Raw genomic sequence first — 26,976 nt, 5'->3', positions numbered from 1 at the left:
TCGCGATGGGGCGGCAGTGGTCCCCGGCCACGCGGGGGGCCCGCGGGGGGGCCCGCGCGGCCGCCCCCCGGTGGGGTCCCGCGGGGGGCCGGGGGCCCTGCGCCCCCCGCGCCTCCCGTCGTCCTGTGGTCGCGTCACGGGCCGGCGTCCGGCCCGTCGGGACGCTGCGGTCAGGCTCCGAACGTCGAACCGAGGAACGCGAAGAGCAGGGCGATCAGCGGGAACGACCCCTGCACGAACGCGGAGTTGAGGTACCGGCGACCCGTCCCGAGCAGGACCACGGCGGCACCGAGCATCGACGCCGTCGAGAACACCACGAGCGTCCAACCGGTGGCCCCGTTGCCCGTGACAGCGAGCACCACACCGAGGATCGCGCCGATCGCGAGGAACAGGTTGTAGAAGCCCTGGTTGAACGCCATCGAGCGGGTGGCCTGGACCTCGGTCTCGGACGACAGCCCGAAGATCTTCCGCACGCGGGGACTCGTCCACGCGACGGACTCGAGGAAGAAGATGTACACGTGCACGAGGCCCGCGAGGACCGCGAACACGCACGAGATCACGAGCAGGACCGACATGGTCCCCATTCTCGCAGTTCCGAAGGCGTGCTCAGTTCCCGCTCAGGTTCCGGTCGCCGGCCGCCGACGTAACCGACACCTGCCGAGCGGTCGCGGCCGTTAGGCTCGGGGCATGAGCGACGACGACACCACGCCCCAGTACGACCCGGCGGCCGTCGCCGAACTGGCCAGCATCCGCCAGAGCATCGACAACATCGACGCCGCGGTCATCCACATGCTCGCTGAGCGCTTCAAGTACACCCAGCGGGTCGGTTACCTCAAGGCAGCAGCGGGGATGCCGGCGGCCGACCCGGGGCGCGAGCAGATCCAGGTCGCACGACTCCGCTCCCTCGCCGCCGAGTCGCACCTCGACCCCGCCTTCGCGGAGAAGTTCCTGAACTTCATCGTCGCCGAGGTCATCCACCACCACGAGCAGATCGCCGGCGGCGACGAGTGAGCGACGCGCTCCCGACGCTGCTCGTCGGCTCGTACACGGCCACCGGCGGCGGGAACGCGACGGGCATCTCGATCGTGCCCGGCGGACCGGTCGGGGCTGCGGACGGCGGCGCGCCGACCGCTCGCACCGTCGCGGTCATCGACGACCCGTCGTTCCTGGCCGTCTCCGGTGACCGGGTCTACGCCGTGTCCGAGACGGCCGACGGCGGTGTCTCGGCCTTCCGCCTGGGCGGCTCGTCGCTCGAGCACCTCTGGGACGCTCCGGCCGGCGGCGACGCCCCGTGCCACGTGCGCGTCGACCCGTCCGGTGCGCTCGTCGTCACCAACTACGTCTCCGGTACCGTCACGGCGGTCTCGCTCGCCGCAGCGGAGTCGCACGCCGCGTCGGTGCTCGGCAGCGACGGGCTGGTCGGCGCGCACGGCAGCGACGACCAGGTGACGGTGCCCGCGTCGGCGCTCGTCATCGAGGTCCTCCCCGACGCCACCGGCCCCGTCGAGGACCGGCAAGAAGGCCCGCACGCCCACCAGTCGACCGCGACGCCGGACGGCACCGTGCTCGTGGCGGACCTCGGCGGCGACGCCCTGCACGAGTTCCGGATCACGGACGCCCCGACCATCGAGCAGGTCCGCGTCCACCACGTCACCCCGGGTGTCGGACCGCGGCACCTCGCCTGGTACGAGGGCGACCTCATCGTGGCCGGTGAGCTCGACGGCCGGGTCCACCGCCTCCGCCGCGACGGCTCGGGGTCGTTCGTGTCGGTGGCCTCCGCGGCGACCTTCACCGGCGAGGTCGGCGAGTCGCTCCTCAGCCACATCGAGGTCGACGACGCCGGGCGCGTGTACGTCGCGGTGCGCGGGCGCGACCTCGTGGTGGTGCTCGACGCATCCGACGGCGGGCTGTCGCTCGTGGGCTCGGCGTCCTCCGGTGGGGTGTGGCCCCGGCACTTCGCACGGGTGCCCGGCTACCTGCTGGTGGCGAACCAGATGTCCGACGCGATCGCGGTCCTGCCCCTCGGCGAAGACGGTGTCCCGGGCGAGGCCGTCGCGCAGATCGCGGTCGGCACGCCGGCGTGCGTCGTCCCGGTCGTCGTGCCGGTCTGAGACCGACCCCATGGACGCGTCCTACACCCTCGTCCCCGGCCCACCTCCCCTCGACGACTACCTCCGGCTGCGCCGTGACTCCGGCCTGACGCCGAAGAACGCCGACCAGGGCGCCGGAGCGATCGCCGGCAGCTGGTCCGCCTGCCACGTCCTCGATCCCGACGGGCGGCCCGTCGCGATGGGCCGGACGATCGGCGACGGCGGCTGGTACTTCCACATCGCCGACATCGCGACCGACCCGGCGCACCAACGCCGGGGGATCGGTCGTGCGGTGGTCGCCTGGCTCGTCGCGGACATCCGCTCCCGGGCACCCCGTGGCGCGTACGTCACCCTCGTCGGCGACCCGCCCGGGCAGCGGCTCTACCGGTCGCTCGGCTTCGACGACGTGGCACCGAGCCTCGGGATGGCGCTGCTGACCGACTGACCGGCCGGCCGGGTGGTCAGGACTCGATGACGTTCTCGAACGGTCGGCCCTCGGCCAGCGCGGCCACCTGACGGCGCATCAGCTCGATCGACCGCGGCACGCTGAGGTCCGTGTTGCCGCCGACGTGCGGCGTCAGGACCGTGTTCGGCGTCGTCCAGAGCGGGTGCCCGTCCGGCAGCGGTTCGGGATCGGTGACGTCGAGCGCTGCCGAGAGCCGTCCGGACCGCAGCTCGGCGACGAGGGCATCGGTGTCGACGACCTTGCCGCGGGCGACGTTCACCACGAGGGCGCCGTCGGGCAGCGCGGCGAGCAGGTCGGCGTCCACCAGCCGTTCGGTCTCGTCCGTCAGTGGGGCGATGAGCACCAGGACGTCGGTGGTCGCGGCGAGCTCCGGGAGCTCGCCGAACGCGTGGACCTGCCGGCCGTCCTGCTCACGCGCGGTCCGCGCCACCACGGTGACCTCGGTGCGGAACGCCTCGAAGCGGGTCGCGATGGCGGACCCGATCGCGCCGTAGCCGACCACGGTCACTCGACGGTCGGCGAGGGACCGGGTGGTCCGGGCGTCCCAGACGCCGTTCGCACGGTCGGCCTGGAACGCCCCGAGCTCGCGCAGTGACGTCAGCGCGAGCCCCACCGCGAGTTCGGCGGTCTCGTCGTCGTGGATGCCGCGGCCGTTCGCGAGCTGCGCGTGGCCGGGGACGTGCGGGACCGCGTGCTCGTACCCGGCGCTCGGCAGCTGCAGGAGCCGCAGGTTCGGCAGGTCGTGCACGTACTGCCACCGGTGCCGCCCACCGAAGTAGAACGGCAGGAACGCGATGGCCACGTCGTCGGGGCGTCCGTACGGTGCCTCGACGTCCCACACGTCGAGCTCGATGCCCTCCGGCACGGGGCCGAAGCGATCGACGAGTCCACGGAACGGCAGGGTGACGACGGGCATCAGTCGGTGCCCGTCGTCGTGGCGCTCCGGTCCGACCCGTTCAGGAGTCGGTCCGCGGCGAGAACGAGCCGTGGTCGTCGAGCGGACCCCGACCGACGTAGCCCTCGGTCACGTCCTCGACGATGACGTCCCCGAACCGGCTCGGGAGCGTGGCGCCGTGGGTGCCGCGCAGCTCGTCGATCGTCGCCTCGAACGCACCCTGGACCTCGAGCGACCCGCTCGTGGCGTCCGTGACACCGATGCGGAGCACCGGGAAGCCGCGGCCGTCGCAGAGGCCCTGGAAGCGGACGTCGTCCTCGCGCCGGACGGTCACGATGACGCGGCCGGTCGACTCGGAGAACAGCGCGGTGGCGGTGTCGACGCCGTCGCGGGCCTCGAGCTCGTCGAGCACGACGCGGGCACCGAGCCCGAACCGGAGCACCGACTCGGCGAGGGTCTGGCCGAGGCCGCCGTCCGCCAGGTCGTGGGCGCTCGTGAGCAGCTGCTCGTTCGCCGCGGCGTGCAGGAGGTCCGCGAGGGCCTTCTCACGCTCGAGGTCGACCGCCGGCGGACGGCCACCGAGGTGCCCGTGCACGGTGCCGGCCCAGGCCGACCCGTCGAGCTCGAGCGACGTGGTGCCGAGCAGGTAGATGTTGTGGCCGTCGTCCTGCCAGCCGGAGGGCACGCGCAGCGCCACGTCCTCGATCACGCCGAGGACACCGACGACCGGGGTCGGGTGGATCGGGGTCGTGCCGGTCTGGTTGTAGAACGACACGTTGCCGCCCGTGACCGGGATCCCGAGTTCCATGCAGCCGTCGGCGAGCCCCTCGACCGCTTCGGAGAACTGCCACATGACCTCGGGGTTCTCGGGGGAGCCGAAGTTCAGGCAGTCGGTCACGGCGGCCGGGACGGCACCGGTGACGGCGACGTTCCGGTACGCCTCGGCGAGGGCCAGCCGGGCGCCCTGCTTCGGGTCGAGCTGGCAGTAGCGGCCGTTCGCGTCGGTCGCGATCGTGACGCCGAGCCCGGTCTCCTCGTCGACGCGGATCATGCCGCCGTCGTCGGGGAAGGAGAGCGCCGTGTTGCCGAGCACGTAGGTGTCGTACTGGTTCGTCACCCAGTTCTTCGACGCCAGGTTCGGGGAGCCGAGCAGCTGCAGGAACTGCGCCTTGAGGGCGGGGCCGTCGGCCGGGCGGTCGAGCGATGCAGCCGAGTCGGCCTGCAGCGCGTCGATCCAGGTCGGGTAGGCCACGGGGCGGTCGTAGACCGGGCCGTCGACGGCGACCGTGCGCGGGTCGACGTTCACGATCTCCTGGCCCTGCCAGTCGATGACGAGCCGGCCGGTGCCGGTGACCTCGCCGAGGACGCTGGTCTCGACCTCCCACTTGCCGACGACGCTGAGGAACTCGTCGAGCTTCTCGGGGCGGACGACCGCCATCATGCGCTCCTGGCTCTCCGACATGAGGATCTCCTCGGCGGTGAGCGTGGGGTCGCGCAGCAGGACGTCGTCGAGCGAGATGTGCATGCCGCCGTCGCCGTTCGACGCGAGCTCGCTCGTGGCGCACGAGATGCCGGCGGCACCGAGGTCCTGGATGCCCTCGACGAGCTCCTTCTGGAACAGCTCGAGGCAGCACTCGATGAGGACCTTCTCGGCGAAGGGGTCGCCGACCTGGACGGCGGGACGCTTGGTCGGGCCGCCCTCGGTGAAGGTGTCGGAGGCCAGGATCGACGCGCCGCCGATGCCGTCGCCACCGGTGCGGGCACCGAAGAGCACGACCTTGTTGCCGGCACCCGAGGCGTTCGCGAGGTGCAGGTCCTCGTGGCGGAGGACCCCGACCGCGAGGGCGTTCACCAGCGGGTTGCCCTGGTACACCGGGTCGAAGTAGGTCTCGCCGCCGATGTTCGGCAGGCCGAGGCAGTTGCCGTAGAACGAGATGCCGCCGACCACACCGTGGACGACGCGCTGCGTGTCCTCGTGGTCGATCGCGCCGAAGCGGAGCTGGTCCATCACGGCGACCGGGCGGGCACCCATCGAGATGATGTCGCGGACGATGCCGCCGACACCGGTCGCGGCGCCCTGGTACGGCTCGACGTAGGACGGGTGGTTGTGCGACTCGACCTTGAAGGTCACCGCCCAGCCGTTGCCGACGTCGATGACACCGGCGTTCTCGCCCATGCCGACCATGAGGTTCTTCGTCATCTCCGGCGTGACCTTCTTGCCGAACTGCCGGAGGTAGTTCTTCGAGGACTTGTACGAGCAGTGCTCGGACCACATCACGGAGTACATCGCCAGCTCGCCCGAGGTGGGGCGGCGGCCGAGGATCTCGCGGATCTTCGCGTACTCGTCGGCCTTCAGCCCGAGCGCCTCGTACGGCTGCTCCTTGTCGGGCGTGGCTGCGGCGTCCTGGACGGTGTCGGGCTTCGGGCGGACGTGTGTCGTCACGGTGGTGTCGTTCCCTGTCACTGGAGTCGTGTTCGTCGGCGTGGTCGTCACTTGACGAGCGTCGACTCGATCACGGAGGTGAAGAAGGTGAGGCCGTCCGTGCCGGAGGCCATCGCCGCGGGGGTGTCCGGGCCGAACCCGGGCTCCGTCGCGTGCTCGGGGTGCGGCATCAGGCCGACGACGTTGCCGCGCTCGTTGGAGACGCCCGCGATGTCGTCGATCGACCCGTTCGGGTTCACGCCGACGTAGCGGAACACGACCTGGCCGTTGTCCTCGATGCGCTTGATCTCGTCGGCGTCCGCGACGAAGCGGCCGTCGGCGTTCTTCAGCGGGATGGTGATCTCCTGCTGGGCCGTGAAGCCGCTCGTCCACGCCGTGGCGGTGGTCTCGACGCGGAGCTTCTGGTCGCGCCGGATGAACTGCTGGTGCGCGTTGCGGGTGTGCGCGCCCGGGACGAGTCGCGCTTCGGCGAGCATCTGGAAGCCGTTGCAGATGCCGAGCACGGGCATCCCCTTGCCGGCGGCGTCGATGACCTCGGCCATGATCGGGGCCTTCGCCGCGATCGCACCGGCGCGCAGGTAGTCGCCGTAGGAGAACCCGCCGGGGAGGACGATCGCGTCGACGCCCTGCAGGTCGTGGTCGCCGTGCCAGAGCGCGACGGGGTCGGCGCCGGCGAGACGGACCGCGCGCTGGGCGTCGCGGTCGTCGAGCGAGCCCGGGAACGTGATGACGCCGATGCGCACCGGTGTCACTCGCCTTCGACCGTCACGGACACGACGTCCTCGATGACGGCGTTGGAGAAGACGTCGGCGGCGATCTCGCGGACCTCGGCCAGCTTCTGGTCGTCGACCGGGCCGTCGACGGCCACCTCGAAGCGCTTGCCGATGCGGACGTTGGTCAGGTCTGCCTTGCCGAGACGGGCGAGGGCGTTGCCCACCGCCTTGCCCTGGGGGTCGAGGATCTCGGCCTTCGGCATGACCTCGACGACGATCGTTGGCACGTGTTCACTCCAGCACTTCGGGGATGGGTGGGACGCGAACAGTCTACGGGGCGCGCGCGGCGCGTCGGACGCGCTTGCGCTCGGTTGTTCGAAGGCGTACATTCCACTTGGAATAATCGGTACGGACCAGTCCAGGAGGCACGGATGGCGTCGCTCACGCCCCTCGCGTTCGCCGCGCTCGGGCTCCTCGCGGAGTCGCCCATGCACCCCTACGAGATGTTCCAGACGATGCTGCAGCGTCGCGAGGACCAGAACGTCAAGGTCCGACCGGGCACGCTCTACCACCAGATCGGTCGCCTGGTGGACCTCGGCTACGCCGAGGCGCTCGGCACCGCGCGAGAAGGCAACCGACCGGAACGCACCACCTACGCGATCACCGACCACGGGCGCACCGCGCTCGAGGACGGCCTCCGCCGCATGATCGCCGAGCCCGCCGACGAGTACCCGGAGTTCCAACTCGCGGTCTCCCACGTCGACAACCTGAGCGCCGAGGACGCGGCGACCGCCCTGCGCGCCCGCGCCCGCGCACTCCGGACGGAACGCGAGCAGTACGACGAAGCCGCCACGGGCCTCCAGGCCAAGCGTCTCGCGGACCGCTTCTGGCTGGACGTGTCGTACGTCCGTGCCATGCTCACCGCGCAGATCGAGTGGCTCGACGCCGCGGCCGACCGGATCGCGAGCGGCGACATCCCCTGGGACGGCCCGGCCGTCCCCACCGACACAGGCACCACCACGAACAGCAAGGAACCCACTCGATGACCTCCGTCTCGACCACCACCGAGAAGAAGCCGTGGCCGGCCCTCTGGGCCCTCGTCGTCGGCTTCTTCATGATCCTCGTCGACTCGACGATCGTGTCCGTCGCGACGCCGACCATCGCCGCGAAGCTCGACGCCAGCATCAACTCCGTCATCTGGGTGACGAGCGCCTACCTGCTCGCCTACGCCGTGCCGCTCCTCATCACCGGCCGGCTCGGTGACCGCTTCGGCCCGAAGGTCATGTACCAGATCGGGCTCGTGGTGTTCACGCTCTCGAGCCTCTGGTGCGGGCTCGCCGGCTCGATCGAGGTGCTCATCGTGGCCCGTGTGGTCCAGGGGCTCGGTGCGGCGATGATGACGCCGCAGACGATGGCCGTGATCACGCGCATCTTCCCGCCGCAGAACCGCGGCGCGGCGATGGGCCTCTGGGGTGCCGTCGCCGGTGTCGCCTCGCTCGTCGGCCCGATCGTGGGCGGCCTGCTCGTCGACGGCTTCGGCTGGGAGTGGATCTTCTTCGTCAACGTCCCGGTCGGTGTGGTCGCGTTCGTGCTCGCGCAGCGCTTCGTCCCGTCGTTCGACCGGCACGGGCACCGCTTCGACACCCTCGGCATCGTCCTGAGCGCCGTCGGCATGTTCCTGCTCGTCTTCGGCATCCAGGAAGGCGAGACCTACGACTGGGGGACCATCACCGGCCCGATCTCGGTCTGGTCGCTCATCATCGCCGGCATCGTCGTGCTCATCGCCTTCGTGGTGTGGCAGGGCGTGCAGAAGGGTGAGCCGCTCCTGCCGCTCGGCCTCTTCAAGGACCGGAACTTCACGCTCGCGAACATCGCCATCACCGCGGTCGGCGTCGCCATCTCGTCGTTCGCCCTGCCGATCATGCTCTGGGCGCAGGACGTGCTGACGTTCAGCCCGACCCAGGCGGCGCTGCTCCTCGTCCCGCAGGCCGTGCTCTCGGCCGGCCTCGCCCCGCTCGTCGGCAAGAACCTCAACCGGTGGAGCCTCCGCTGGGTCGCGGCGTTCGGACTCGCCTGCTTCTCCGGCGCGCTGTTCTGGTTCGGGTCGCTCCTGGCATCGGGTGCCGACTGGGGCTGGGTGCTCCTGCCGTCGACGCTCCTCGGCCTCGCGAACGCCTGCATGTGGGGGCCGCTCTCGGTCTCCGCGACGCGCAACCTGCCGCCGAAGCTCGCCGGCGCCGGCTCGGGCGTCTACAACACCACGCGGCAGATCGGTGCCGTCCTCGGCTCGGCCGGCATCGCGGCGCTGATCGAGGCGCGGATCACGGCCAACTTCCCGGCGTCCACCGGCGGCACGAGCGCCGGCGGTGCGGAGCAGCAGGTCGGGGCGCTCCCGGCCTTCCTGCAGCAGCCGTTCGCCACCGCCATGGGGCAGTCGCTCGTCCTGCCCGCCGTGGTGCTCGGCATCGGGATCGTCGCCGCGCTGTTCCTGGCGAAGCCGAAGCAGACCGTGGCGTGGCAGCAGACCGGCGGCACGTCCGACGGGTCGCCCGCGTCTGCGTCCGACGGCAGCGTGGTGGGGGCCGAGCAGCGTCACGGTGTCCACGCCGCGGCACCCGCGCCGGAGACCGCCGAGGCCGAGCTCGCCGCGACCGACCACCACGGGCGGCACGCCGACGCCTAGCCCGGAGCCCCGGAGCCCCGTGTCGCACTCGTGCGGCGCGGGGCTCCGTCGCGTGCGGGGCGCGGGGCCGGTGCGCCGCGGAACGACATCGTCGTCGTCGTACGACATCGGTGGTGTCGTTCGTCCGCGCGTGCAACGGTTGCGGCCGCGCGGCAGCGACATGGTCGACGTCGTACGACATCGGCGATGTCGTTCCGAGTCGGCAGCCCGACCCCCCCCGCGTCACCCGCGGCGCTGCAGGTGCGCCCGGGTGAGCTCCGCCATCTCCTCGTCGGTGAGGGCGTCGACGGTGCGGGCCTCGCGGCGATCGGACCGCTGCCACCGGATGAACAGCGAGATGAGCACCGGCACGTCCGCGACCTCGGCGATGAACCACAGCAGGTCCCCGGCGAGGTGCTGGTCGCGCAGGGGCGACGGGAACCACGGCTGCCCGACCGCCGCCGTGACCGATCCGTCGAGCACGTGGTTCGTGATCCGGAGCACGATGCCCGGGATCGCGTCCGCCATGAGCTCGACGAACGCGAGCAGGAACTCCATCGTGACGAACGTCGACGAGCGGAGGATCCCCGGCTCGGACAGCGGGGTCAGCAGGGCGAACCCGAGCATCGGCACGAACACCGTGATCGCCGTCGCCCAGACCGGGGACTCGCGGATCGTCGCCGAGAACGGGGTGAGCAGCACGCAGAACAGCGCGAGGGCGATCAGCGGCGACACGACCGCGTTGCCGAGGACCCGTGCCGGACGCGATGCGAGCGCTGCGGAGGCTGCCTGCGCGAGGCGATCCGGGCCTCCCGAGCGGAGCAACGAGACGGGCGCGGCGAACGCGGCGAAGGTGGGGACCGCGAAGAAGAGCAGGGCCAACCGCAGCACGAACGCCCAGCGGAGGTCCTGGTCGTGGATGCCGACGATCCCGAACTGCAGGATGCCGAACAGCACGAGCGCCCCGACGAAGGCGAGCGTCCGCCACCACGGCCACCGGGTGCCCCGCTTGGCGGCACCGACGACCCACCAGCCGTAGGTGACCGCGGCCACGGCGATGAGGACGGCCGCGAGCGGGTCGAGGTGCCACGTGCTCCAGAACTCGGGTGTCGACGGCGTGGGGTGCCTCCTCGAGGATCGTGCGGCCGACGACAATCCTCCGCCCGGCACACGCCCCGGAGCAGCCCCTGCAGGTGAGAACCGGTTCAGATCCGGGCGGCGCTCCGGGTCGGCACGGTCCTCGTCAGGAGCCGGACCCCCACCGGCACGGCCAGTGCACCGAGCAGGGCGACCCCGACCGACAGGTGCAGCTGCATCACCGCGAAGGCCGGCCCGATCGTGCAGAGCGCCGCGACGGCGAGCACGGGCCAGGCCGGGCGATCGGTGCCGGGGACGAGCCGGGGGAGCGGCCGGTCGAACCGGCGCAGCACCCGGGCGGTGCCGAGGGCGACTGCGAGGAGGACGACGAGGGCCACCCCACGGGTCGCCCACCACGTCGGCGACCCCGGCGCCGGGAACGGAACGCCGACGAGCAGGGCGACCCCGTTCAGCGCGATGAACAGCGGCAGGTGCCAGAGGTAGATCGTCATCCCGTCCCGGCCGAGCAGGAAGACGGCGCCCTGGGCCGCGCGGGTGCGCATCAGCCGGGTGAGCGGGGCGTGCACGACCTGGACGAGGCAGGCCTGGGCGATGGCCAGCACGGCGAGCGGGAGCATCGGCGGGTTGAGGTCCTGCAGCATGTCCGGAGCCCAGGGCCCGATCGACGTCAGGGGCACGAGCACGCCGTACCCGGCGACGGCGACGGCGACGAGCAGCACGCGCGATCGTCGGGCGAACCAGCCGTCGGCCCAGAGGAAGCCGAGCTGCTGCGCGAAGAGCCACACCGGGCCGAGGTTGAGGAGACCGACCGCTGCCGTCCCGGTGGCGAACCGCACGCCGTCGACGGCCGCGGCGAGCACGAGCAGTGCGCCGAGCGTGCGCCATGGAGCGCGTTCGTGGAGTCGCATCATGACCGGCACGCAGCACTGGGTGATCCCGTACGCGGCGAGGAACCAGAGCGGGGAGCCGATGCCGAACGCGACCTCGGCGAGGAGCTCCGGCGGCGTGCCGAGCAGCGTGGCGACGCCCAGCCCGAGCGCGAGCACCGCGAAGAGCGGGATCGCCGGCCGGAACAGCCGCACGAGTCGCGTCGCCACGAAGTCCCGCGCGCCGCCGCCCCGCGCGACCGTGGAACGCCACCCCACGGCGCTGGCGAAGCCGCCGACCACGAAGAAGAGCGGCATCACCTGGCCGATCCAGGTCGCGGCGACGTACCAGGGGAGTTCCTGGAGCGGACTCGTCACCGCGATGCCGTCCGCCCCCGCGGCGACACCGACCATCGTGACGTGCACGAAGACGACGAGGACGACGCAGGCCGTCCGGATGAGGTCGACGACCAGGTCCCGCTGCGCGATGATCCCCCGGACGTCCTGAGCGCTGTGCGCCTGCTGCGGCAGGCCCTGCTGCATGGACATGCCGGGACGGTAGCGCGGGTTCCCGCCCTCCCAGCGTCGTTCCAGCCGATCGCGACCGGATCGTGACACATCGTATTCCGCCAGGGGCATGCGACTGGCATGCGTCCGGCATGCGTCCCGCACGTCGCGCCGCTGCGGACGAGCTCCGGGAGGCGCGGGTCGCGCCGGTCGCCCGGCCCGCCCGCGCCCCGGGTCGGCTCAGGCCCGCGGTGCGTCGGGCTCCACCGTCGCGTCGTCCGCGCGTGACGTCGGTCCGATCCGACCGACCGCTCCCGCGACGACGGCGCCGAGCACGGGGAAGACCAGGAACACCCACCACTGCGCGAGCCAGTCCGGCCCCGCGAACACCGCGGTGGCGAACGACCGCGCCGGGTTCAGGGACGCGTTCGAGATCGGGATGAGCGTCAGCAGCAGGATCGTGAGGGTCGCGCCGATGACCACGGGCGCCGGGACCGCGCTCCCGCGGGCACCCGTCACGCGGAGGATCACCGTCACGAAGACGGCCGTCGCGATCGTCTCGGCGAGGGCGACGCCGAGCAGGGTGGAACCGCCGGGACTCTGCGCGTCGAAGCCGTTCGAGGCGAAGCCACCGTCGAGCGTGCTCTGCAGGGCGGTGGCCGGTCCGAGTCCGGCGAACAGGACGAGGACCGCAGCCCCGGCCGTGCCGCCGACGAACTGGGCGACGACGTAGGGGCCGACGTCCGCCCACCGGTGCCGGCCGGCGACCGCGAGGCCGATCGTCACCGCGGGGTTGAAGTGGCCGCCACTGACGGGACCGAACGCACTCGCGCCGATCATCACCACGAGGCCGAGGGTGAGCGCGACCCCGAGCAGCCCGATCCCGAGCGTGTTGTGCTCGTCGGGGAACACGGCGGTGGAGGTCGCGGCGCCGACGAGGGCGAACACGAGCAGGAAGGTCCCCGCGGCCTCGGCGACGAGGCGGGCGGGGAGCGCGGCGGGGACGGGAGTGACTGGTGGTGCATCTGTCATGACCCACCGTTCGCGCTCGACCATCGGATCGCCTGGTGTACAGTGGCCGTGTTGTCTTGATCTCTGCAAAAGAAAGGCTCAGCATGGACGTCGACGCCGACCTGCTCCGCGCCTCCGGTCTCCGGGTCACGACACCACGCCTGGCGGTCCTCCGCGCGACGGAGACCATGCCGCACGCGACCGCCGACGACATCGTCACCGCGCTCGCCGCCGAGCTGCCCACCACGAGCCACCAGGCGGTGTACGGCGTCCTCGCAGCACTGACCGGCGTCGGACTGGTCCGGCGCATCGAGCCCGCGGGCAGCCCCGCCCGGTACGAACGACGGACCGGCGACAACCACCACCACATCGTCTGCACGATGTGCGGCGCGATCGAGGACGTCGACTGCGCCGTCGGCCACGCGCCCTGCCTCACCCCGTCCGAGACGCACGGCTTCGCCGTCACCACGGCCGAGGTCACCTACTGGGGCATCTGCGAACAGTGTGCCGCCGCCGAACGCGACGACACCGTGGCCGTCCCGGCCTGACCGCCGACACCCCGACCCGGGGACGACCGCAGTCGTTCCCGCTCCCGGCACCGAACCGGGACCACGAGCAACCCGAGCACCCCTGACCGAACCAACCGTTCCACCCAAGGAGGAACCGTGTCCGACCAGAACACGACGCCCGGCCAGCCGGCCGGCACCCCCACCACGACCACCAACTCCGGCGCGCCGGTGTCGAGCGACCAGCACTCCATGGGTGTCGGCGCCGACGGCCCCCTCGCGCTGCACGACCACTACCTGGTCGAGAAGCTCGCCCAGTTCAACCGTGAGCGCGTCCCGGAGCGGGTCGTCCACGCCAAGGGCGGCGGTGCCTTCGGTACCTTCACCGTCACGCAGGACATCAGCAGGTTCACCCGTGCCGCGTTCCTGCAGCCGGGCAAGCAGACCGAGATGCTCGCCCGCTTCTCGTCCGTCGCCGGCGAGCAGGGCTCCCCGGACACCTGGCGCGACCCGCGCGGCTTCGCGCTGAAGTTCTACACCGAGGACGGCAACTACGACCTCGTCGGCAACAACACCCCCGTGTTCTTCATCCGCGACGGCATCAAGTTCCCGGACTTCATCCGCTCGCAGAAGCGCCTGCCGGGTTCGCACCTGCGCGACCACGACATGCAGTGGGACTTCTGGACCCTGTCGCCCGAGTCGGCCCACCAGGTCACGTGGCTGATGGGCGACCGCGGTCTGCCGGCGTCGTGGCGCGAGATGGACGGCTTCGGCTCGCACACCTACCAGTGGATCAACGCCGAGGGCGAGCGCTTCTGGGTGAAGTACCACTTCCTCACCGAGCAGGGCCACAAGACCCTGACGCAGGAGGATGCCGACCGCATCGCCGGCGAGGACGCGGACTTCCACATCCGTGACCTGCACGCGGCCATCGAGCGCGGCGACAACCCGCGCTGGACCCTCAAGGTGCAGGTCATGCCCTACGCCGACGCCGAGGGCTACAGCTTCAACCCGTTCGACCTGACGAAGGTGTGGCCGCACGCGGACTACCCGCTCATCGAGGTCGGCACGATGGAGCTCAACCGCAACCCGGAGAACTACTTCGCGCAGATCGAGCAGGCGACCTTCGCCCCCTCGAACTTCGTCCCCGGCATCGCGGCGAGCCCCGACAAGATGCTCCTCGCGCGCATCTTCAGCTACGCGGACGCGCACCGCTACCGCGTCGGCACGAACCACGCGCAGCTGCCCGTGAACGCCCCGAAGAACGAGGTGCACTCGTACTCGAAGGACGGCGCGATGCGCTTCGACTTCCAGAAGTCCGAGGTCCCGGTCTACGCGCCGAACTCCCTCGGCGGTGCGCACGCCGACCCGGACGCGACCGACGAGACCCCCGGCTGGGAGTCCGACGGCGCGCTGCAGCGCTCCGCCGCGACCCTCCACCCCGAGGACGACGACTTCGGTCAGGCCGGCACCCTGGTGCGCGAGGTCCTCGACGACGCCGCCCGTGAGCGCCTGGTCGGCAACATCGCCGGGCACGTCTCGAAGGTGACGCGCGACGACCTGCGCGAGCGGGTGTTCGCCTACTGGACGAACGTCGACGCCGACCTCGGCGCGCGCGTGCGCGCAGCGGTCACGCCGAGCGCGCCCGGTTCGAACGAGGACCCGGAGAAGGTCGCGGTCGAGGCGTAAGCCCCGCTCTCACCAGACGGGAGGCGGGGGGGGGGGGGGGGCCCCCCCCCCCCCCCGCCTCCCGTCTGTCGTCCCGTCCTAGACCTGCTGGCCGTTCAGCCAGATCGGGCCGGCCGGCCAGTCCTCGAGCCGCTCGGCCACGGGGAGAACCATCCAGCCGCCCTGGTCGGTCATCGGCAGCCCGGCGCCCTCGGCCGTGAACGCCGTGTAGTCCGCGACGACGTCGTCGAACACGTGCCAGCCGAGGTTCGCGTAGAACGGCACCCGGTTCTCGCCGGCGCCGAGGAACCCGTACGGCACCGCCAGCCCCTCGAGCACAGCGTGCGCACGCTCCATCAGGTCGCGGCCCTTGCCGGTGCCCTGCAGTCGTGGCGACACCGCGACGAGGCCGGTGTCGCCGACGAGCACGTCCCGGCCGCCGACGCTGATGAACATCCGGCGGATCCCGACGTGGGCGAGGACGACGTCGTCGGCGTCACGGGCGAGCACGCGCCGCTCGGGCTGCATGCCCGCCCAGCTGCGGCCGCCCACGTACCAGTGCGACCAGTCGGGGAACGCCTGCCCCAGGAGCGCTGCGATCGCCTCGTGGTCGGGGAGCGACAGCGTGCTCTCCTCGACCACCTCCCACCGGATGTCCTCAGTCACGGGTCCATCCTGCCGGAGACCGTCCGTCCCGGTGCGGTGGGGTCAGCCGCGACCCGGCGCCGTGACCTCGATCCGGTTCGCCCACGGGTCCTCGAAGGCGACCGTCCGACCGTCGTCCGCCGACCGCACCCCGGAGTCGTGCATCCGCTCGACCAGGGCGCCGAGGTCGTCCGCGCCGGGGACCTCGATCCGGACGAGACCGAGTCCGAGCGCGAGCTGGCGGCGTCCGGCCCCGCGCGAGTTCCACGTGTTCATCGCCATGTGGTGGTGGTAGCCGCCGGCGCTGACGAACAGCGCCTCACCCCAACCGGCCGTGGTCGCGAAGCCGAGCCGGTCGACGTAGAACTCCTCGGCGGTGGCGACGTCCCCGACCGACAGGTGCACGTGGCCGACACGTCCGGGGCGTGCTGCTGCGCCGTCGAGGGCGTCCTGCGTGAGGTGCTCCTGCAGGAAGGCGTTCGGGTCGACGGAGATGGTGGCCATGTCGACCATGCCGTGCGTCCACGACCACTCGGTGCGGTCGCGGTCCCAGTACAGCTCGACGCCGTTGCCCTCGGGGTCGGAGAAGTAGAAGGCGTTGCTGACGAGGTGGTCGGCGCTGCCCGTGAAGGTCTGCGGGTACCGGGTCGCGACGGAGTAGAGCGCGGCGGCCAGGTCGGCCTTCGTGTCGAACAGGATCGCGGTGTGGAACAGGCCGGCGTCGTGCGGCCCGGCGTGCTGCATCGACGGCGCGTGCTCGAGGATGACGATCGGGGTCGTGCCCCGCCCGAGCACCGCCACACCGCCCTCGTTCGACAGGAGGGACAGCCGCACGCCGTCGCGGTAGTAGCCGATCATGCGGTCGAGGTCGGCGACCCGGAGCGTCACGGCGCCCATCGAGGTGTCGGCGGCGAGGAGGTCCTGCGTGGTCATGCGACCAGTCTGCGCTCATTTGGTTGACGCGTCAACCAAATGAGCGTGGCGCGTGCCATCGCACTCGGTGTCCTGTCGGCTGCGCGGCCCCGGGCAGGGCCAAGATGGAGGGATGCCACGCACACGACGACTGCCGGACCGAGCGGGCGGCCGCCGGGGTGGCCGTCCGGACCGCCGCGACCTGCCGATCGAGCAGTTGCGCGACCGGATGTCGTCGTACGTCTACGGCAACATCACCGTGCTCGCCGCCGCGATCGCGGTCGACCCCGCCGCGATCCACCACGGTTCGGCGGTGTTGGCGGTCCTCGGCACCGCGGTGCTCACGTACCTCGCGCACGTGCTGTCGCACCTGGTCGCGCACGGGCTCGGGGACGACGACGCGTCCGACGACGTCCGTCGCGAGTCCGTGGTCACCATCGTCCGCAACGCGAACCCGATCGCCACGTCCGGCCTCATCCCCGCGGTGCTGTACGCCGTCGCGTGGATCGGCTGGCTGCCCGCGTCGTGGGCGCAGACGGCCGCGCTCGTGATCCTCGTGGTCCGCATCGGCATGGTCGGTGTGTTCATGCAGCGGTTCAGCGGCAAGCGGCCGACGTTCCTCGGACTCTGGGGCGGCATCGTGCTCGCCGCCGTCGCGTTCGTCATCGGTGTCGTCAAGGTGGTGCTGACGCATTGAGCGACGAAGCCGTCCCCGAGCCCCGCAGGCGTGCCCGCTGGAAGTTCCTCCGTGACCTCGCGATCATCGTGGTCGTCGCGCTCCTGGCGTCCTTCCTGGTGAAGTCGTACCTCGTCCGGTCGTTCTTCATCCCCTCGCTGTCGATGGCGAACACGCTCCTGGTCGGCGACCGGGTGCTCGTCAACGAACTCGTCCCCGGAGTGGTGCCGCTCCGACGCGGCGACGTCGTCGTCTTCGAGGACCCGGGTGGCTGGCTCGGGCCCGGGCAGGGGAACGACCTCATCAAGCGGGTGATCGGCCTGCCCGGCGACACCGTGTCGTGCTGCGACGCACAGGGGCGCCTGTCGGTGAACGGTCACGCGGTCGACGAGTCGTACGTCGTGCTGCAGCCCGGCTCCGACCGGGTCGCGCTGACCGACTTCTCGGTGACCGTGCCGAAGGGCCGGCTCTGGGTGATGGGCGACAACCGGTACGACTCCGCCGACTCCCGGGCGCACGGGACCGTCCCGGTGTCGGACGTCGTCGGTCGGGCGTTCGTCACGACCTGGCCGGTGTCGCGGTGGACGGTGCTGTCGCGGCACGGCGACGTCTGGGACGCGGTCCCGGACCCGTGATCGACGGCGAACGGCCGACCCGTTGCGCGACGCGGACGGGGGTCTCGCGTGCGCCGGACGGTCACGGTAGCGTTCGGTGGCCCGCCGGACCCGGCGCGCGGATCGTCGAACGGAGGCTCTCGTGACGTCCTCCGACCAGCCGTTCGACTACCGTTCCGGCGGCGACGAGCACGTCTCCCTCCGGAAGATCCGCACCGGTGGGCCGCAGGCCGGCACGATCGGCCCCCGCCCCGACCACGTCGTCTTCGTGCTCGCCAACGGCCGGGCGACGCTGACCGCCGACGACGGCAGCGAGTGGGACGTCGGGCCCGGACGACCGATGATGCTGTCGGCACCCGTCGCGTACGCGTTCGAGACCGACGCGACCGCGATGACGCTCCTGCACGTCGCGCCCGCGATGCTCGGCGACGCCGAGGAGCCGTCGGAGTTCGTGCAACCGGACGCCCCCGACCCCGGCGTCGAGCCCCTGCTGACCCTGTTGCGCGAGGTGACCGACCGCATCCTCGACCCCGACCTCGACGCCACCGAGCGGGCAGCGCTGAACCGGCGGGTGGCCACGGTCGTGCTGTCGACGTTCACCCGTTCCCGCTCCGACGTCGAGCACCGACTGCGTCGCGCCATCCGCTTCGTGCACGACCACGCGGACGAAGACCTCGAGGTCGCGGACATCGCCGCCGGCGCGGAGCTCAGCGAACGGGGTCTGCAGGACCTGTTCCGCCGCCGCCTCGCCGTGACGCCGATGCGCTACCTCCGCGAGGTCCGTCTCGACCGCGTGCACCTCGAACTCACGTCCCGCCGGGGCGGGGTCGTGACGGTCCGCGACATCGCCCGGCGCTGGCGCTTCGCGCACCTCGGCCGGTTCGCGGCCTCGTACCGGCAGCGGTTCGGCGAGAGTCCGCACCAGACGCTCCGGCGGTCGGGCCGTTCCGAGGGCTGACCAGCCGGACCCCGTCCAGGAGGGGGGGGGGGGGGGGGGGGCCCCCCCCCCCCCCCCCCCCGCGCGGGGGCGCGCCCCCCCCCCCCCCCCCCCCCCCCCCCCTCCTGTGCGTCAGCAGCCCGTCGTCGTCAGCGTGACCGTCGCGACCTCGCCGTTCGACACGGTCGCCTCCTGCGGGCAGAGCTCGTTCGCCCGCACGGTCACCTTGCCCAGCGGAACCCCGGCGAAGTCCGCGGTGCCGCCCGGGAACACCCGCTGGTGCTCGGAGAGCTTCCCGGTCTCGGCGGTGAAGACCTTCACCTCGTAGGGGTGGTCCGCGGCGTTGGCCGACACGGTCACGGACAGCTGCCCGGTGGAGTCGTGCGCACCGCAGCCGGTGAGCGTCAGGACCGCGGCGACGCCGAGGACGAACACGGGGGCGACACGTCGGAGCACGTCGGCAAGGCTACGCCGCGCCACGGACCCTGGGGACCGCGCGCGTCCTCCGTACTGGGGACGGCCACTGTCCGGTAGGCGCGTTAGCGTTGGTGCATGCACCACGAGCCCGTCGTCTCCGACCGACCCGCCACGGACGCCGTCCGGCGGGCAGCGCTCCTCGCCGCGCTGGACGTGGTCGAGGGCGGGCCCGAGGAACGCTTCGAACGGATCACGCGGATCGCGCGCGAGGCGTTCGGCGTCACCGGCTCGTTCCTCAACCTCGCGGGGGAGTCCGAGGTCTTCATCAAGTCGCAGCAGAGCGACACGGTGTTCGGCCCGACCATCCCGCTGCACGACACGTTCTGCGGTCGGACCCTCGCGGTCGACGGCCCCGTCGTGGTCCCCGACGCCCGCGCCGACGTCCGGTACTCGGACATGCCGATGGTCGTCGACGACCCGAACGTGCGGTTCTACGCCGGGGTGCCCCTGCGGGTGGGAGACGACGACGTCAAGGTCGGCACGCTCTGCCTCATCGACCCGTCACCGCGCACGCTCGACGACGACGACCTCGCGCTGCTGCAGGAGCTCGGCGTGTGGGCGGAGCGCGAGCTCGCCGCCGGCGCCGACGAGGACCGTCTCCGCTCGGTGCTCGCCGGACTCGAACCAGCCGGTGTCGACCTGCCCGGGTACCGCGTCGGCGGCATGTCCAAGCCGCACGGGGTCGTGTCCGGTGACTTCCACGACTGGCACGTCGACGGGGCGTCGCTCTCGGTGACCGTCGCCGACGTCATGGGGAAGGGGATGTCCGCCGGGCTCCTCGCCGCGACCATCCGTGGTGCGCTGCTCGCCCGCGGGACCTCGTCCTCCCGCGATGCCGTGGCGGCGCTCGAGGCCCAGGTCGCCCCGGACCTCGGTCGTGCCGAGTCCTTCGCGACGCTGTTCCACGGCCGCCTGACGACCTCGACCGGGCGGATGGAGTTCACCGACGCGGGGCACGGTCTCGTGCTGCACCTGCACGCGGACGGCACCGAGACCGTGTTGCGCTCGTACGACCTGCCGATCGGGCTGCACCCGGTCGGTGCCGCGCGGGTCACCGGGACGCTCGAGCTGGAGCGCGGGGACGTCCTCATCGTCGTGAGCGACGGGGCGCTCGAGCTGTGGGACTCCACGCTCGCGTCCCTCGGTGCGCTCGGGGCGATGTGGCGGGACGCGCCGGAGCTCGACGTGTTCTTCGGGCGGGTGCGGGCGCGTGCGGTGACGCACGACCCGGGGGACGACCTGACGGTCGTGGTCGTCGCGCGCGACTGACGCGGCGGGCGGGGGCGGCGCGCCGAGAGGGCAATATCTGTCGCGCTCGGCGCCGCGGGGCGACACTTCGTGCGCCCCCGGCGGACGTGAGCGGCGTGTTGTGCCCCCTCGCGGGGGCGCCCGGCGCGCGTGCGGCCTGGAGGCGCGGGTCGGCCTGGCACCGCGCCTCCCGTCCGGCGAGCGCGCGGGTCAGGCGCCGAGAGGGCACGTCCTGTCGCGCTCGGCGCCGGCGGGCGCTCGGGTCGCGCGCCGAGAGGGCACGTTCTGTCGCGCTCGGCGTCGGCGGGCGGCACTTCGTGCGCCCTCGGCGGACGTGAGCGGCGTGTTGCGCCCGCTCGCGGCCTCGCGGCGCCGCCCGCGCCCGCGCCCGCGCGGGGCGCTACGCGCCCAGGCGCTCGATGAGCTCGCGGTAGCGCTCGGCCGTCCGCGCCACGATCGCCTCGGGCAGCACCGGCGGCGTCCCCTGCCGATCCCAGTTCGCGCTGAGCCAATCCCGGACGATCTGCTTGTCGAACGACTCCGTGCGGTTCCCCGACCGGGCGTCCCAGTAGCGGCTGGAGTCGCTCGTCAGGACCTCGTCGGCGATCCGGATCTGCCCCGACGCATCGCGCCCGAACTCGAACTTCGTGTCCGCGATGACCACCCCGCGGTCGAGCGCGATCGCCGCCGCCTCGGAGTAGACGCGGAGCGAGAGGTCCCGCAGCTGCGTCGCGACGTCGGACCCGACGAGGTCGACCGTCTGCTCGAAGGAGATGTTCTCGTCGTGCTCGCCCTGCGGCGCCTTGTACGCCGGCGTGTAGATCGGTTCGGGCAGCTGGTCGCCGTTCGACAGACCGGCGGGGAGGGGCACGCCGCAGACACTGCCGGACTGCTGGTACTCGGCCCACCCGCTGCCGACGAGGTACCCGCGGACGACGCACTCGACGGGGAACATCTCGAGCGGCATGACGTGCATGGAGCGCGACGCCACCCACGACGGCACCGGGGTCCCGCCGGCGGACGGCGCGATGAGGTGGTTCGGCACGTCGGCGAGCTGGGTGAACCAGAAGCGGGACAGCCGGGTGAGGAGCTCGCCCTTGCCCGGGATCGGCGGCTCGAGCGCGAAGTCGTAGGCGCTCACCCGGTCGGACGCGACGAGGAGCAGCTCGGTGGCGCTCGCGACGTCGGCGGTGCCGGTGGGGACGTAGAGCTCGCGGACCTTGCCGGAGGAGACGTGCTGCCAGCCGTCGAGGACGGGCGCCGGGCTCATCGGGCGACCTTCGCGGCGATGTCGGTGCGGAACTGTGCTCCCTCGAGCGTGATGTCGCCCAGGCCGGCGTAGGCGCGGTCGCGGGCCTCGGCGAAGGAGGACCCGGTGGCGACGACGCTCAGCACCCGCCCGCCGGTCGCGACGAGCTGGTCGTCGAGGACCCCGGTGGCGGCGTGCGCGACGGAGACCCCCTCGCGCGCGTTCGCGGTGTCGATCCCGGTGATCGGCCGACCAGTCTGCGGGTTCTCCGGGTAGCCCTCGCTCGCGAGCACGACCGTCACGGCGGCCTCGTCGCGGAACGACGGCGCCGGGGTGCCCCCGAGCTGCCCGGTGGCCGCGGCGAGCATCAGCCCGCTCAGCGGGGTCGCCAGGCGGGGGAGGACGACCTGGGTCTCCGGGTCGCCGAAGCGCGCGTTGAACTCGATGACCCGGACGCCCTGCTCGGTGACGATGAGCCCGCAGTACAGGAGGCCGACGAACGGCGTGCCCTCGTGCTCGAGCCGGCGGACGGTGGGGAGTGCGACCAGGTCGGTGACCTCGTCCACGAAGGCCTGCTCGGACGCCCAGCGGTCTGCGAGCCAGGGCAGCGGCGAGTACGCGCCCATGCCACCGGTGTTCGGCCCGACGTCGCCGTCGCCCAGTCGCTTGTAGTCCTGTGCGGGGCTGAGCGGTCGGACGTCGTGCCCGTCGCTCAGGAAGAACAGGGAGACCTCTTCACCGTCGAGGAACTCCTCGACCACGACGTGGCCGTGCTGCAGCCAGTAGGTGGCGTGGTCGATCGCCGCCTGGCGGTCCTCGGTCACGAGGACGCCCTTGCCGGCGGCGAGCCCGTCCGCCTTCACCACGTAGGGGGCGCCGAGCTCGTCGATCGCGGCGACGGCTTCGTCGACGGTGCCGGCGTACACCGGGCGCCCGGTGGGCACGGCCGCCTCGGACATGATCCGCTTCGCGAACGCCTTGGAGCCCTCGAGCTGCGCGGCGGCCTTGCTCGGACCGAACACCGGGATGCCCCGCGTGCGGACCGGATCGGCGACACCGGCGATGAGCGGCGCCTCGGGACCGACGACGACGAGTTCGACACCGTTCTCGAGCGCGTACTCGGCGACGAGGGCACCGTTCGTCGGGTCGATCGAGACGGTCTCGACGTCGGCCGCGATGCCGGCGTTGCCCGGCGCTGCGGTGATGACGTGACCGGCCTGCTCCGCGAGGAGGGCCGTGATGATCGCGTGCTCGCGGGCACCGGAACCGAGGACGAGGATTCGCACCCGATCACCCTACCGATCCCGACTCGCCCGTTGCGATGCGACGGCTAGCCTGTGGACATGCCACCCAGGAGGATCGAGGACGCGGAGGGCCGCGCCGCGCTCACCGCCGTGCAGCAGGGGGCCACCGCTCGGCCGACCCTGGCGACCGCGGTGCGGTGGTCGTTGCAGCGCCTCGCGGAGGACGTGCCCGGCAACAGCGTCGAGGTGCGGGTCCCGCCGTTCGCGGCGGTCCAGGCCGTCCCCGGTCCCCGACACACCCGTGGGACGCCGCCGAACGTGGTCGAGACGGACGCGGCGACGTGGCTCGCGCTCGCCACCGGCGAGCTGCGCTGGGACGAGGCCGTCGCGCAGTCGCGCGTCAGCGCGTCCGGGTCACGTGCGGACCTGACGGACTTCCTGCCGGTGCGTCTGGCCGTCTGAGACGGCCGCCGACACGGGACAGCAGACGGCCCCGAAGCGGGACAGCAGACGGTCGTGGAGCAGCCAGCAGACGGTCGCGTGTGCCGGACGGGAGGAACGGTGCCAGCCCGCCCCGCGCCTCCTGGTCCATACGGACGCAAGTACTTAGACGGCCTCACCGAATTAGGTAGTACCTACTGATGTGACGTCACCGACCCGGCGAATACCGTAGAAGTCGCCGGGATTCGGACCCGACCCGAACGGGTCCGAACCCGGCGACAGGGTCAAAGGTACGCGACATTCCGTACATCCTGTCAACCGTTCCGGCGAGTCGTGCTGCATTCCGCAACGAACCTGCGGCTTCCGGAGGCGCGGTTGCGCCCGGACGACTCGCCGATCAGAGCAGCTCGGCGAGCTCCGTGCGCGCGTGCAGGTCCCACTTCGTGAACACCCGCGACAGATGGGCGTCGATCGTGCGCACGCTGAGGCCGAGCACCTCGGCGATGCGGCGGTTGCTCATGCCCTGTGCGGCGAGCTCGGCGACCTCGTACTCGCGGTTGGTCAGCGGCGGCTTCACCCGTCCGGCCGACACCGCCATCCCGTGCGACGCGAGCACGCCCTGGGCCGCGATGATCCGGGTCCGTTCGTCGGCGCGGATCGCCTCGGCGTACTCGACGATGGCTCCCGCGAGCGGTCCGTCGACCCGGGTGGCAGCGTCGCGCATCCGTTCGAGGGACGCGGCGGAGTCCCGCCCGTTCAGCATGTCGTTCGTGTAGTGCAGCGTCTGTGCGTACATGACGTGCGTCCAGGACCCGCTCGCCGTCCCGCGCTCGATGATGTCGTCCGCGTGCCGCAGGCCCGCCGGGTTGCCGAGCACGGCCTCGGTCCACGCGATCGTCACCGCGATCTGCTCGCCGATGATCCGCATCGCCCGGAGCGGCGTCGACCGGGCGCGTTCGAGCGCTGCTGAGGCTTCCTCGGCGCGGCCGGCGTAGGCGTACGACATCGCGAGCCGTGCCCACGGGTAGGCCGCGAACCCGCCGTGGTCCGCCACGTCGTACCGCTCGCAGGCGGCGGAGAACGCGGCGATGGCGTCGTCCCAGCGCCGCTGGCCGAGCGCGAGGTTGCCCTCGCCGATGAGCTCGAGCGTGAAGTCGTACTTCAGGTAGGGGCTGGACCGGCGGACCGGGACCTCGGTGATGAGGTCGGCGATGTCGCCCCGCCAGACCTGCAGCTGGTGCAGCACGGAGACGATCTCGCCGACGCTCCAGGGGGCGTCCTCGAGGTGCTCGACCGCGGTCGCCAGGCAGGCCCGGCCGAACGCCGCCGCCTCGTCCAGTCGGCCCCCGGTCGCGAGGGCCATCACCGCGCACGGCGCCAGGCAGAGGAAGGCGAACGGCACCGTCGCGGCGTGCACGATGCCCGAGCGCTCGAGTTCGGCGCGGACCTCGTCGAAGCTGCCGCCCCAGCCGAGGTGGGCGAGCCGCAGCAGCCGGAGCCGTTCGACGGCGTCGCCGGAGACGAACCGTGCGGCGACGTCGGTCAGGGCCACCGCGGCGAGGACGTCGTCGTCGTGGAACTGTCGGATGTTCGCGAGGGTCTCGCACGCCTCGATCACGGCGTGGTCGTCGACCTCGGTCGGGGCCGCGCACACCACGGCCCAGGCGGCCTCGGCATCGACGCGACCGGCCTCGCGACCGGTGCTGTACGAGTGCGCGAGCGACCGCAGGCAGTGCGCGGCGACCCGTTCGCTCGGGCTGAGCGTGGTGCGCAGGGCCGCCGAGGCGAGGGCGATGCCGCTCTCGTGCTCCTGCAGCCGGACGGCGACCTGGGCGGCGTCGAGCAGCTGGTCGACCGGGGGCAGCACGCCGCACTCCAGCGACCACAGTGCGGCACGGAGCCGGGCGGCCGGCGGGGCGCCCTCGGGGCGGTCGGTGCGGAACGCGTTGGCGCGGGCGAACAGCGCCGTGCGCCGGGCGACCGGGACGAGTGCCCGGACGACCTCGCCGACGAGCGGGTGCGACGGACGGACGACTGCGGCACCGTCGTCGAGCGAGTCGATGCGGACGAGGCCGAGCGCCACCACCCGGTCGACGTCCCCGCCGCTGACGAGCCCGATCAGCCGCGCGAGGGGGATCGGGTCCGCGAGTGCGACGATGTCGACCACGTCGCGGAGGTCCTCCGGCAGCGAGCCGAGCTCGGTCCGGTACATGTCGGCGAGGCTGTTCGACGCCGTCACCCGGCCCCGCCAGTACCAGCCCGTCGCGGTCTGGTCGAGGGCACCGGAGGCGAGCGCGGACCGGACGACCTCGCGGATGTAGAGCGGGTTGCCGGCGGTGGCGCGGTGCACCCGCTCCGCCGACGCCGTCTCGAGCTGGGCACCGAGCGCCTCGGCGATGAGCGACGAGGTCTCGTGCAGGTCGAGCGGTTCGAGGTCGATGCGCTCGAGCAGGTCGTCCTGCCACAGGGCGCGCAGGGGTTCGGGGAGCGCGGTGAAGTCGCGGCACGTCAGCACGAGACGGGCGCCCTGCTCGCGGACGAGCCACGCCACGTACCGCGCCGAGATCGCGTCGAGGTGGTCGGCGTCGTCCACGCGCAGGAGGACGTCACGATCGGTGAGCTCCTCGCTCTCGCGGAGGCGCTGCTCGGCACCCCCGGCACCGACGAGCTCGGCGAGCGACCCGGGGAGCTCCCCGAAGCGCTCGGCCACCGCGCCGAACGGCATCGAGCGGCTGGCGGCGACGGCGGTGATCGGCACGACGAGGGTGCGGCCGGAGGAGTCACGCCCGGAGACGCGGTCGGTGACCCGCACCGCCGCCGAGCTCTTGCCGAGACCGGGAGCCCCGACGAGTGCGACGCTCCACCGGTGCTCGGCGACGACCGAGACGGCTCGGTCCTCCTCGCGACGCTGGAGGATCGGCCAGCCGATCCGCGCCGGGATCCGGGAACCACGAGTGGTCCGTTCGCGCATCTGCCGTACCTCCTCCCCGTGGATACCGATCGGTAGGGACCATCCTCTCCTGGATCGACCTGGCCGCACAGACCGGAGCACGTCCCACAGTGGGGGACAATGGGACCGTGAGCAACACCGATCGACCCGACGAACGACCGGCTCCGGCGCCGAACGCCGTCTCCTCCTCCGACGAGGTGACGATCCGTCGCGCCCCGAAGTTCGGCGTCTTCATCGTGGGCGGTGCGGTGCTCGGCTTCATCGCGACGCTCATCGTGGTGTCGCTCACCATGAACATCGACCGCGGGGACACGCAGGAGACCGCGAGCTTCGGCAGCCTGGTGGGGTACTTCAGCCTGTGGGGCGTCACGATCGGCGCCTTCGTCGGCGCGGTCGTCGCCGTCGTCCTGGACCGCGTGTTCTCGCGCCGTGCGGCTCGTCTCACGGCGGAGCGCGTCGAGGTCGAGCTGCCGCCCGAGACGGTGGACGGCGAGATCGAAGACCACGGCGACCAGGCGCGGTAGACGCGACCGGACGAACGGACTGGAGGCGCGGGGGGGGGGGGGGGCCCCCCCCCCCCCCCGGGCGGGGGGGGGGGGGGGGGGCCCCCGCCCCCGCGCGGGGGGTGGGGCGGCCCCCCCCACCAGACCACGCCGCC

General features: G+C 72.3%; 27 protein-coding genes. 13 read left to right on the top strand and 14 right to left on the bottom strand.

Going from position 1 to position 26,976, the window contains the following annotated elements; genetic code table 11:
- Nucleotides 1-170: 170 nt before the first annotated feature.
- Entirely contained in the window at nt 171-575 is a 405-nt protein-coding gene (locus WFH25_RS18825; protein WP_083295407.1) for a DUF1304 domain-containing protein, read from the bottom strand.
- Nucleotides 576-687: 112 nt separating this feature from the next.
- Between WFH25_RS18825 and WFH25_RS18820 the strand changes: the two genes are divergently transcribed.
- The 3 genes from WFH25_RS18820 to WFH25_RS18810 are packed head-to-tail and all read left to right on the top strand — an operon-like array spanning nt 688 to nt 2,535.
- Nucleotides 688-1,011 carry a chorismate mutase gene (locus WFH25_RS18820; protein WP_070417024.1) on the top strand — a complete coding sequence of 108 codons (324 nt, stop codon included), beginning with the start codon at nt 688-690 and terminating at the stop codon, nt 1,009-1,011.
- The gene (locus WFH25_RS18815; protein WP_336699000.1) at nt 1,008-2,111 is read left to right on the top strand and encodes a lactonase family protein; all 1,104 of its coding nucleotides are present in this window, start codon (nt 1,008-1,010) and stop codon (nt 2,109-2,111) included. The genes WFH25_RS18820 and WFH25_RS18815 overlap by 4 nt, the downstream gene beginning before the upstream one ends.
- 10 nt (nt 2,112-2,121) lie before the next feature.
- A complete protein-coding gene (locus WFH25_RS18810; protein ID WP_071294461.1) occupies nt 2,122-2,535 on the top strand; it encodes a GNAT family N-acetyltransferase in 414 nt (137 codons plus the stop codon).
- Between the two features lie 16 nt (nt 2,536-2,551).
- Here WFH25_RS18810 and WFH25_RS18805 read toward each other — a convergent pair whose 3' ends face one another.
- From WFH25_RS18805 to purS, 4 genes are read right to left on the bottom strand one after another with little or no spacing between them, the layout of a single operon-like run.
- Nucleotides 2,552-3,472, bottom strand: a complete 921-nt coding sequence (locus WFH25_RS18805; RefSeq protein WP_071294462.1) for a 2-hydroxyacid dehydrogenase — start codon at nt 3,470-3,472, stop codon at nt 2,552-2,554.
- Between the two features lie 40 nt (nt 3,473-3,512).
- Entirely contained in the window at nt 3,513-5,894 is a 2,382-nt protein-coding gene (purL, locus tag WFH25_RS18800; RefSeq protein WP_229085404.1) for a phosphoribosylformylglycinamidine synthase subunit PurL, read from the bottom strand.
- A gap of 47 nt (nt 5,895-5,941) precedes the next feature.
- Nucleotides 5,942-6,637, bottom strand: coding sequence for a phosphoribosylformylglycinamidine synthase subunit PurQ (gene purQ / locus WFH25_RS18795; protein ID WP_031263015.1), 696 nt, complete (start codon nt 6,635-6,637; stop codon nt 5,942-5,944).
- A gap of 5 nt (nt 6,638-6,642) precedes the next feature.
- Nucleotides 6,643-6,894 (bottom strand): phosphoribosylformylglycinamidine synthase subunit PurS, encoded by a 252-nt coding sequence (purS, locus tag WFH25_RS18790; RefSeq protein WP_070417019.1) that lies wholly within the window; start codon nt 6,892-6,894, stop codon nt 6,643-6,645.
- 144 nt (nt 6,895-7,038) lie between these two features.
- Here purS and WFH25_RS18785 point away from each other — a divergent pair, with 144 nt between their 5' ends.
- Both WFH25_RS18785 and WFH25_RS18780 read left to right on the top strand, forming a co-directional pair.
- A complete protein-coding gene (locus WFH25_RS18785; protein ID WP_071303488.1) occupies nt 7,039-7,653 on the top strand; it encodes a PadR family transcriptional regulator in 615 nt (204 codons plus the stop codon).
- Nucleotides 7,650-9,290, top strand: coding sequence for a DHA2 family efflux MFS transporter permease subunit (locus WFH25_RS18780; RefSeq protein WP_336698998.1), 1,641 nt, complete (start codon nt 7,650-7,652; stop codon nt 9,288-9,290). Before WFH25_RS18785 ends, WFH25_RS18780 begins: the two co-directional genes overlap by 4 nt.
- A gap of 222 nt (nt 9,291-9,512) precedes the next feature.
- Here WFH25_RS18780 and WFH25_RS18775 read toward each other — a convergent pair whose 3' ends face one another.
- The 3 genes from WFH25_RS18775 to WFH25_RS18765 all read right to left on the bottom strand — a co-directional run bounded on the left by WFH25_RS18775 (nt 9,513) and on the right by WFH25_RS18765 (nt 12,772).
- Nucleotides 9,513-10,424, bottom strand: a complete 912-nt coding sequence (locus WFH25_RS18775) for a cytochrome c oxidase assembly protein (protein ID WP_336698996.1) — start codon at nt 10,422-10,424, stop codon at nt 9,513-9,515.
- Between the two features lie 50 nt (nt 10,425-10,474).
- Nucleotides 10,475-11,782 carry an acyltransferase family protein gene (locus WFH25_RS18770; protein ID WP_336698994.1) on the bottom strand — a complete coding sequence of 436 codons (1,308 nt, stop codon included), beginning with the start codon at nt 11,780-11,782 and terminating at the stop codon, nt 10,475-10,477.
- Between the two features lie 198 nt (nt 11,783-11,980).
- A complete protein-coding gene (locus WFH25_RS18765; RefSeq protein WP_336698993.1) occupies nt 11,981-12,772 on the bottom strand; it encodes an aquaporin in 792 nt (263 codons plus the stop codon).
- An 83-nt stretch (nt 12,773-12,855) separates the two neighbouring features.
- Here WFH25_RS18765 and WFH25_RS18760 point away from each other — a divergent pair, with 83 nt between their 5' ends.
- Together WFH25_RS18760 and WFH25_RS18755 are read left to right on the top strand one after the other, a co-directional pair.
- Nucleotides 12,856-13,299 (top strand): Fur family transcriptional regulator, encoded by a 444-nt coding sequence (locus tag WFH25_RS18760; RefSeq protein ID WP_070417017.1) that lies wholly within the window; start codon nt 12,856-12,858, stop codon nt 13,297-13,299.
- A 117-nt stretch (nt 13,300-13,416) separates the two neighbouring features.
- Nucleotides 13,417-14,946 carry a catalase gene (locus WFH25_RS18755; RefSeq protein ID WP_336698991.1) on the top strand — a complete coding sequence of 510 codons (1,530 nt, stop codon included), beginning with the start codon at nt 13,417-13,419 and terminating at the stop codon, nt 14,944-14,946.
- Between the two features lie 78 nt (nt 14,947-15,024).
- Here WFH25_RS18755 and WFH25_RS18750 read toward each other — a convergent pair whose 3' ends face one another.
- Together WFH25_RS18750 and WFH25_RS18745 are read right to left on the bottom strand one after the other, a co-directional pair.
- On the bottom strand, nt 15,025-15,591 hold the full coding sequence (locus WFH25_RS18750; protein ID WP_336698989.1) for a GNAT family N-acetyltransferase: 567 nt from the start codon (nt 15,589-15,591) through the stop codon (nt 15,025-15,027).
- 42 nt (nt 15,592-15,633) lie between these two features.
- The gene (locus WFH25_RS18745; protein WP_336698987.1) at nt 15,634-16,503 is read right to left on the bottom strand and encodes a VOC family protein; all 870 of its coding nucleotides are present in this window, start codon (nt 16,501-16,503) and stop codon (nt 15,634-15,636) included.
- 112 nt (nt 16,504-16,615) lie between these two features.
- Here WFH25_RS18745 and WFH25_RS18740 point away from each other — a divergent pair, with 112 nt between their 5' ends.
- From WFH25_RS18740 to WFH25_RS18730, 3 genes are all read left to right on the top strand, one after another.
- Entirely contained in the window at nt 16,616-17,179 is a 564-nt protein-coding gene (locus WFH25_RS18740) for a hypothetical protein (protein ID WP_336698985.1), read from the top strand.
- Complete coding sequence (lepB, locus tag WFH25_RS18735) at nt 17,176-17,793, top strand: signal peptidase I (protein WP_336698983.1); 618 nt, start codon at nt 17,176-17,178, stop codon at nt 17,791-17,793. The genes WFH25_RS18740 and lepB overlap by 4 nt, the downstream gene beginning before the upstream one ends.
- A gap of 121 nt (nt 17,794-17,914) precedes the next feature.
- Entirely contained in the window at nt 17,915-18,730 is an 816-nt protein-coding gene (locus tag WFH25_RS18730; protein ID WP_336698981.1) for a helix-turn-helix transcriptional regulator, read from the top strand.
- A gap of 111 nt (nt 18,731-18,841) precedes the next feature.
- Here the strand turns inward: WFH25_RS18730 and WFH25_RS18725 are convergent, their stop codons facing one another.
- The gene (locus WFH25_RS18725; RefSeq protein WP_070417010.1) at nt 18,842-19,165 is read right to left on the bottom strand and encodes a hypothetical protein; all 324 of its coding nucleotides are present in this window, start codon (nt 19,163-19,165) and stop codon (nt 18,842-18,844) included.
- Between the two features lie 96 nt (nt 19,166-19,261).
- On the opposite strand from WFH25_RS18725, the gene WFH25_RS18720 reads away from it, so the two are divergent.
- Nucleotides 19,262-20,455 carry a GAF domain-containing SpoIIE family protein phosphatase gene (locus WFH25_RS18720; RefSeq protein WP_336698979.1) on the top strand — a complete coding sequence of 398 codons (1,194 nt, stop codon included), beginning with the start codon at nt 19,262-19,264 and terminating at the stop codon, nt 20,453-20,455.
- Between the two features lie 379 nt (nt 20,456-20,834).
- Here WFH25_RS18720 and WFH25_RS18715 read toward each other — a convergent pair whose 3' ends face one another.
- Both WFH25_RS18715 and purD read right to left on the bottom strand, forming a co-directional pair.
- A complete protein-coding gene (locus WFH25_RS18715) occupies nt 20,835-21,704 on the bottom strand; it encodes a phosphoribosylaminoimidazolesuccinocarboxamide synthase (protein ID WP_336698978.1) in 870 nt (289 codons plus the stop codon).
- Nucleotides 21,701-22,969 carry a phosphoribosylamine--glycine ligase gene (gene purD / locus WFH25_RS18710; RefSeq protein ID WP_336698977.1) on the bottom strand — a complete coding sequence of 423 codons (1,269 nt, stop codon included), beginning with the start codon at nt 22,967-22,969 and terminating at the stop codon, nt 21,701-21,703. Before purD ends, WFH25_RS18715 begins: the two co-directional genes overlap by 4 nt.
- 57 nt (nt 22,970-23,026) lie before the next feature.
- Here purD and WFH25_RS18705 point away from each other — a divergent pair, with 57 nt between their 5' ends.
- Nucleotides 23,027-23,389 (top strand): sterol carrier family protein, encoded by a 363-nt coding sequence (locus tag WFH25_RS18705; RefSeq protein WP_071294508.1) that lies wholly within the window; start codon nt 23,027-23,029, stop codon nt 23,387-23,389.
- Nucleotides 23,390-23,765: 376 nt separating this feature from the next.
- On the opposite strand, the gene WFH25_RS18700 is transcribed toward WFH25_RS18705, so the two are convergent.
- The gene (locus WFH25_RS18700; RefSeq protein WP_336698976.1) at nt 23,766-26,339 is read right to left on the bottom strand and encodes a helix-turn-helix transcriptional regulator; all 2,574 of its coding nucleotides are present in this window, start codon (nt 26,337-26,339) and stop codon (nt 23,766-23,768) included.
- A gap of 107 nt (nt 26,340-26,446) precedes the next feature.
- On the opposite strand from WFH25_RS18700, the gene WFH25_RS18695 reads away from it, so the two are divergent.
- Nucleotides 26,447-26,842, top strand: a complete 396-nt coding sequence (locus WFH25_RS18695; RefSeq protein ID WP_336698975.1) for a hypothetical protein — start codon at nt 26,447-26,449, stop codon at nt 26,840-26,842.
- The last annotated feature ends 134 nt before the right edge of the window (nt 26,843-26,976 follow it).

The sequence above is a fragment of the Curtobacterium sp. USHLN213 genome (genome assembly GCF_037144815.1).
Taxonomy (GTDB): Bacteria; Actinomycetota; Actinomycetes; order Actinomycetales; family Microbacteriaceae; genus Curtobacterium.
This window is presented reverse-complemented; position numbering and strand designations above follow the sequence as displayed.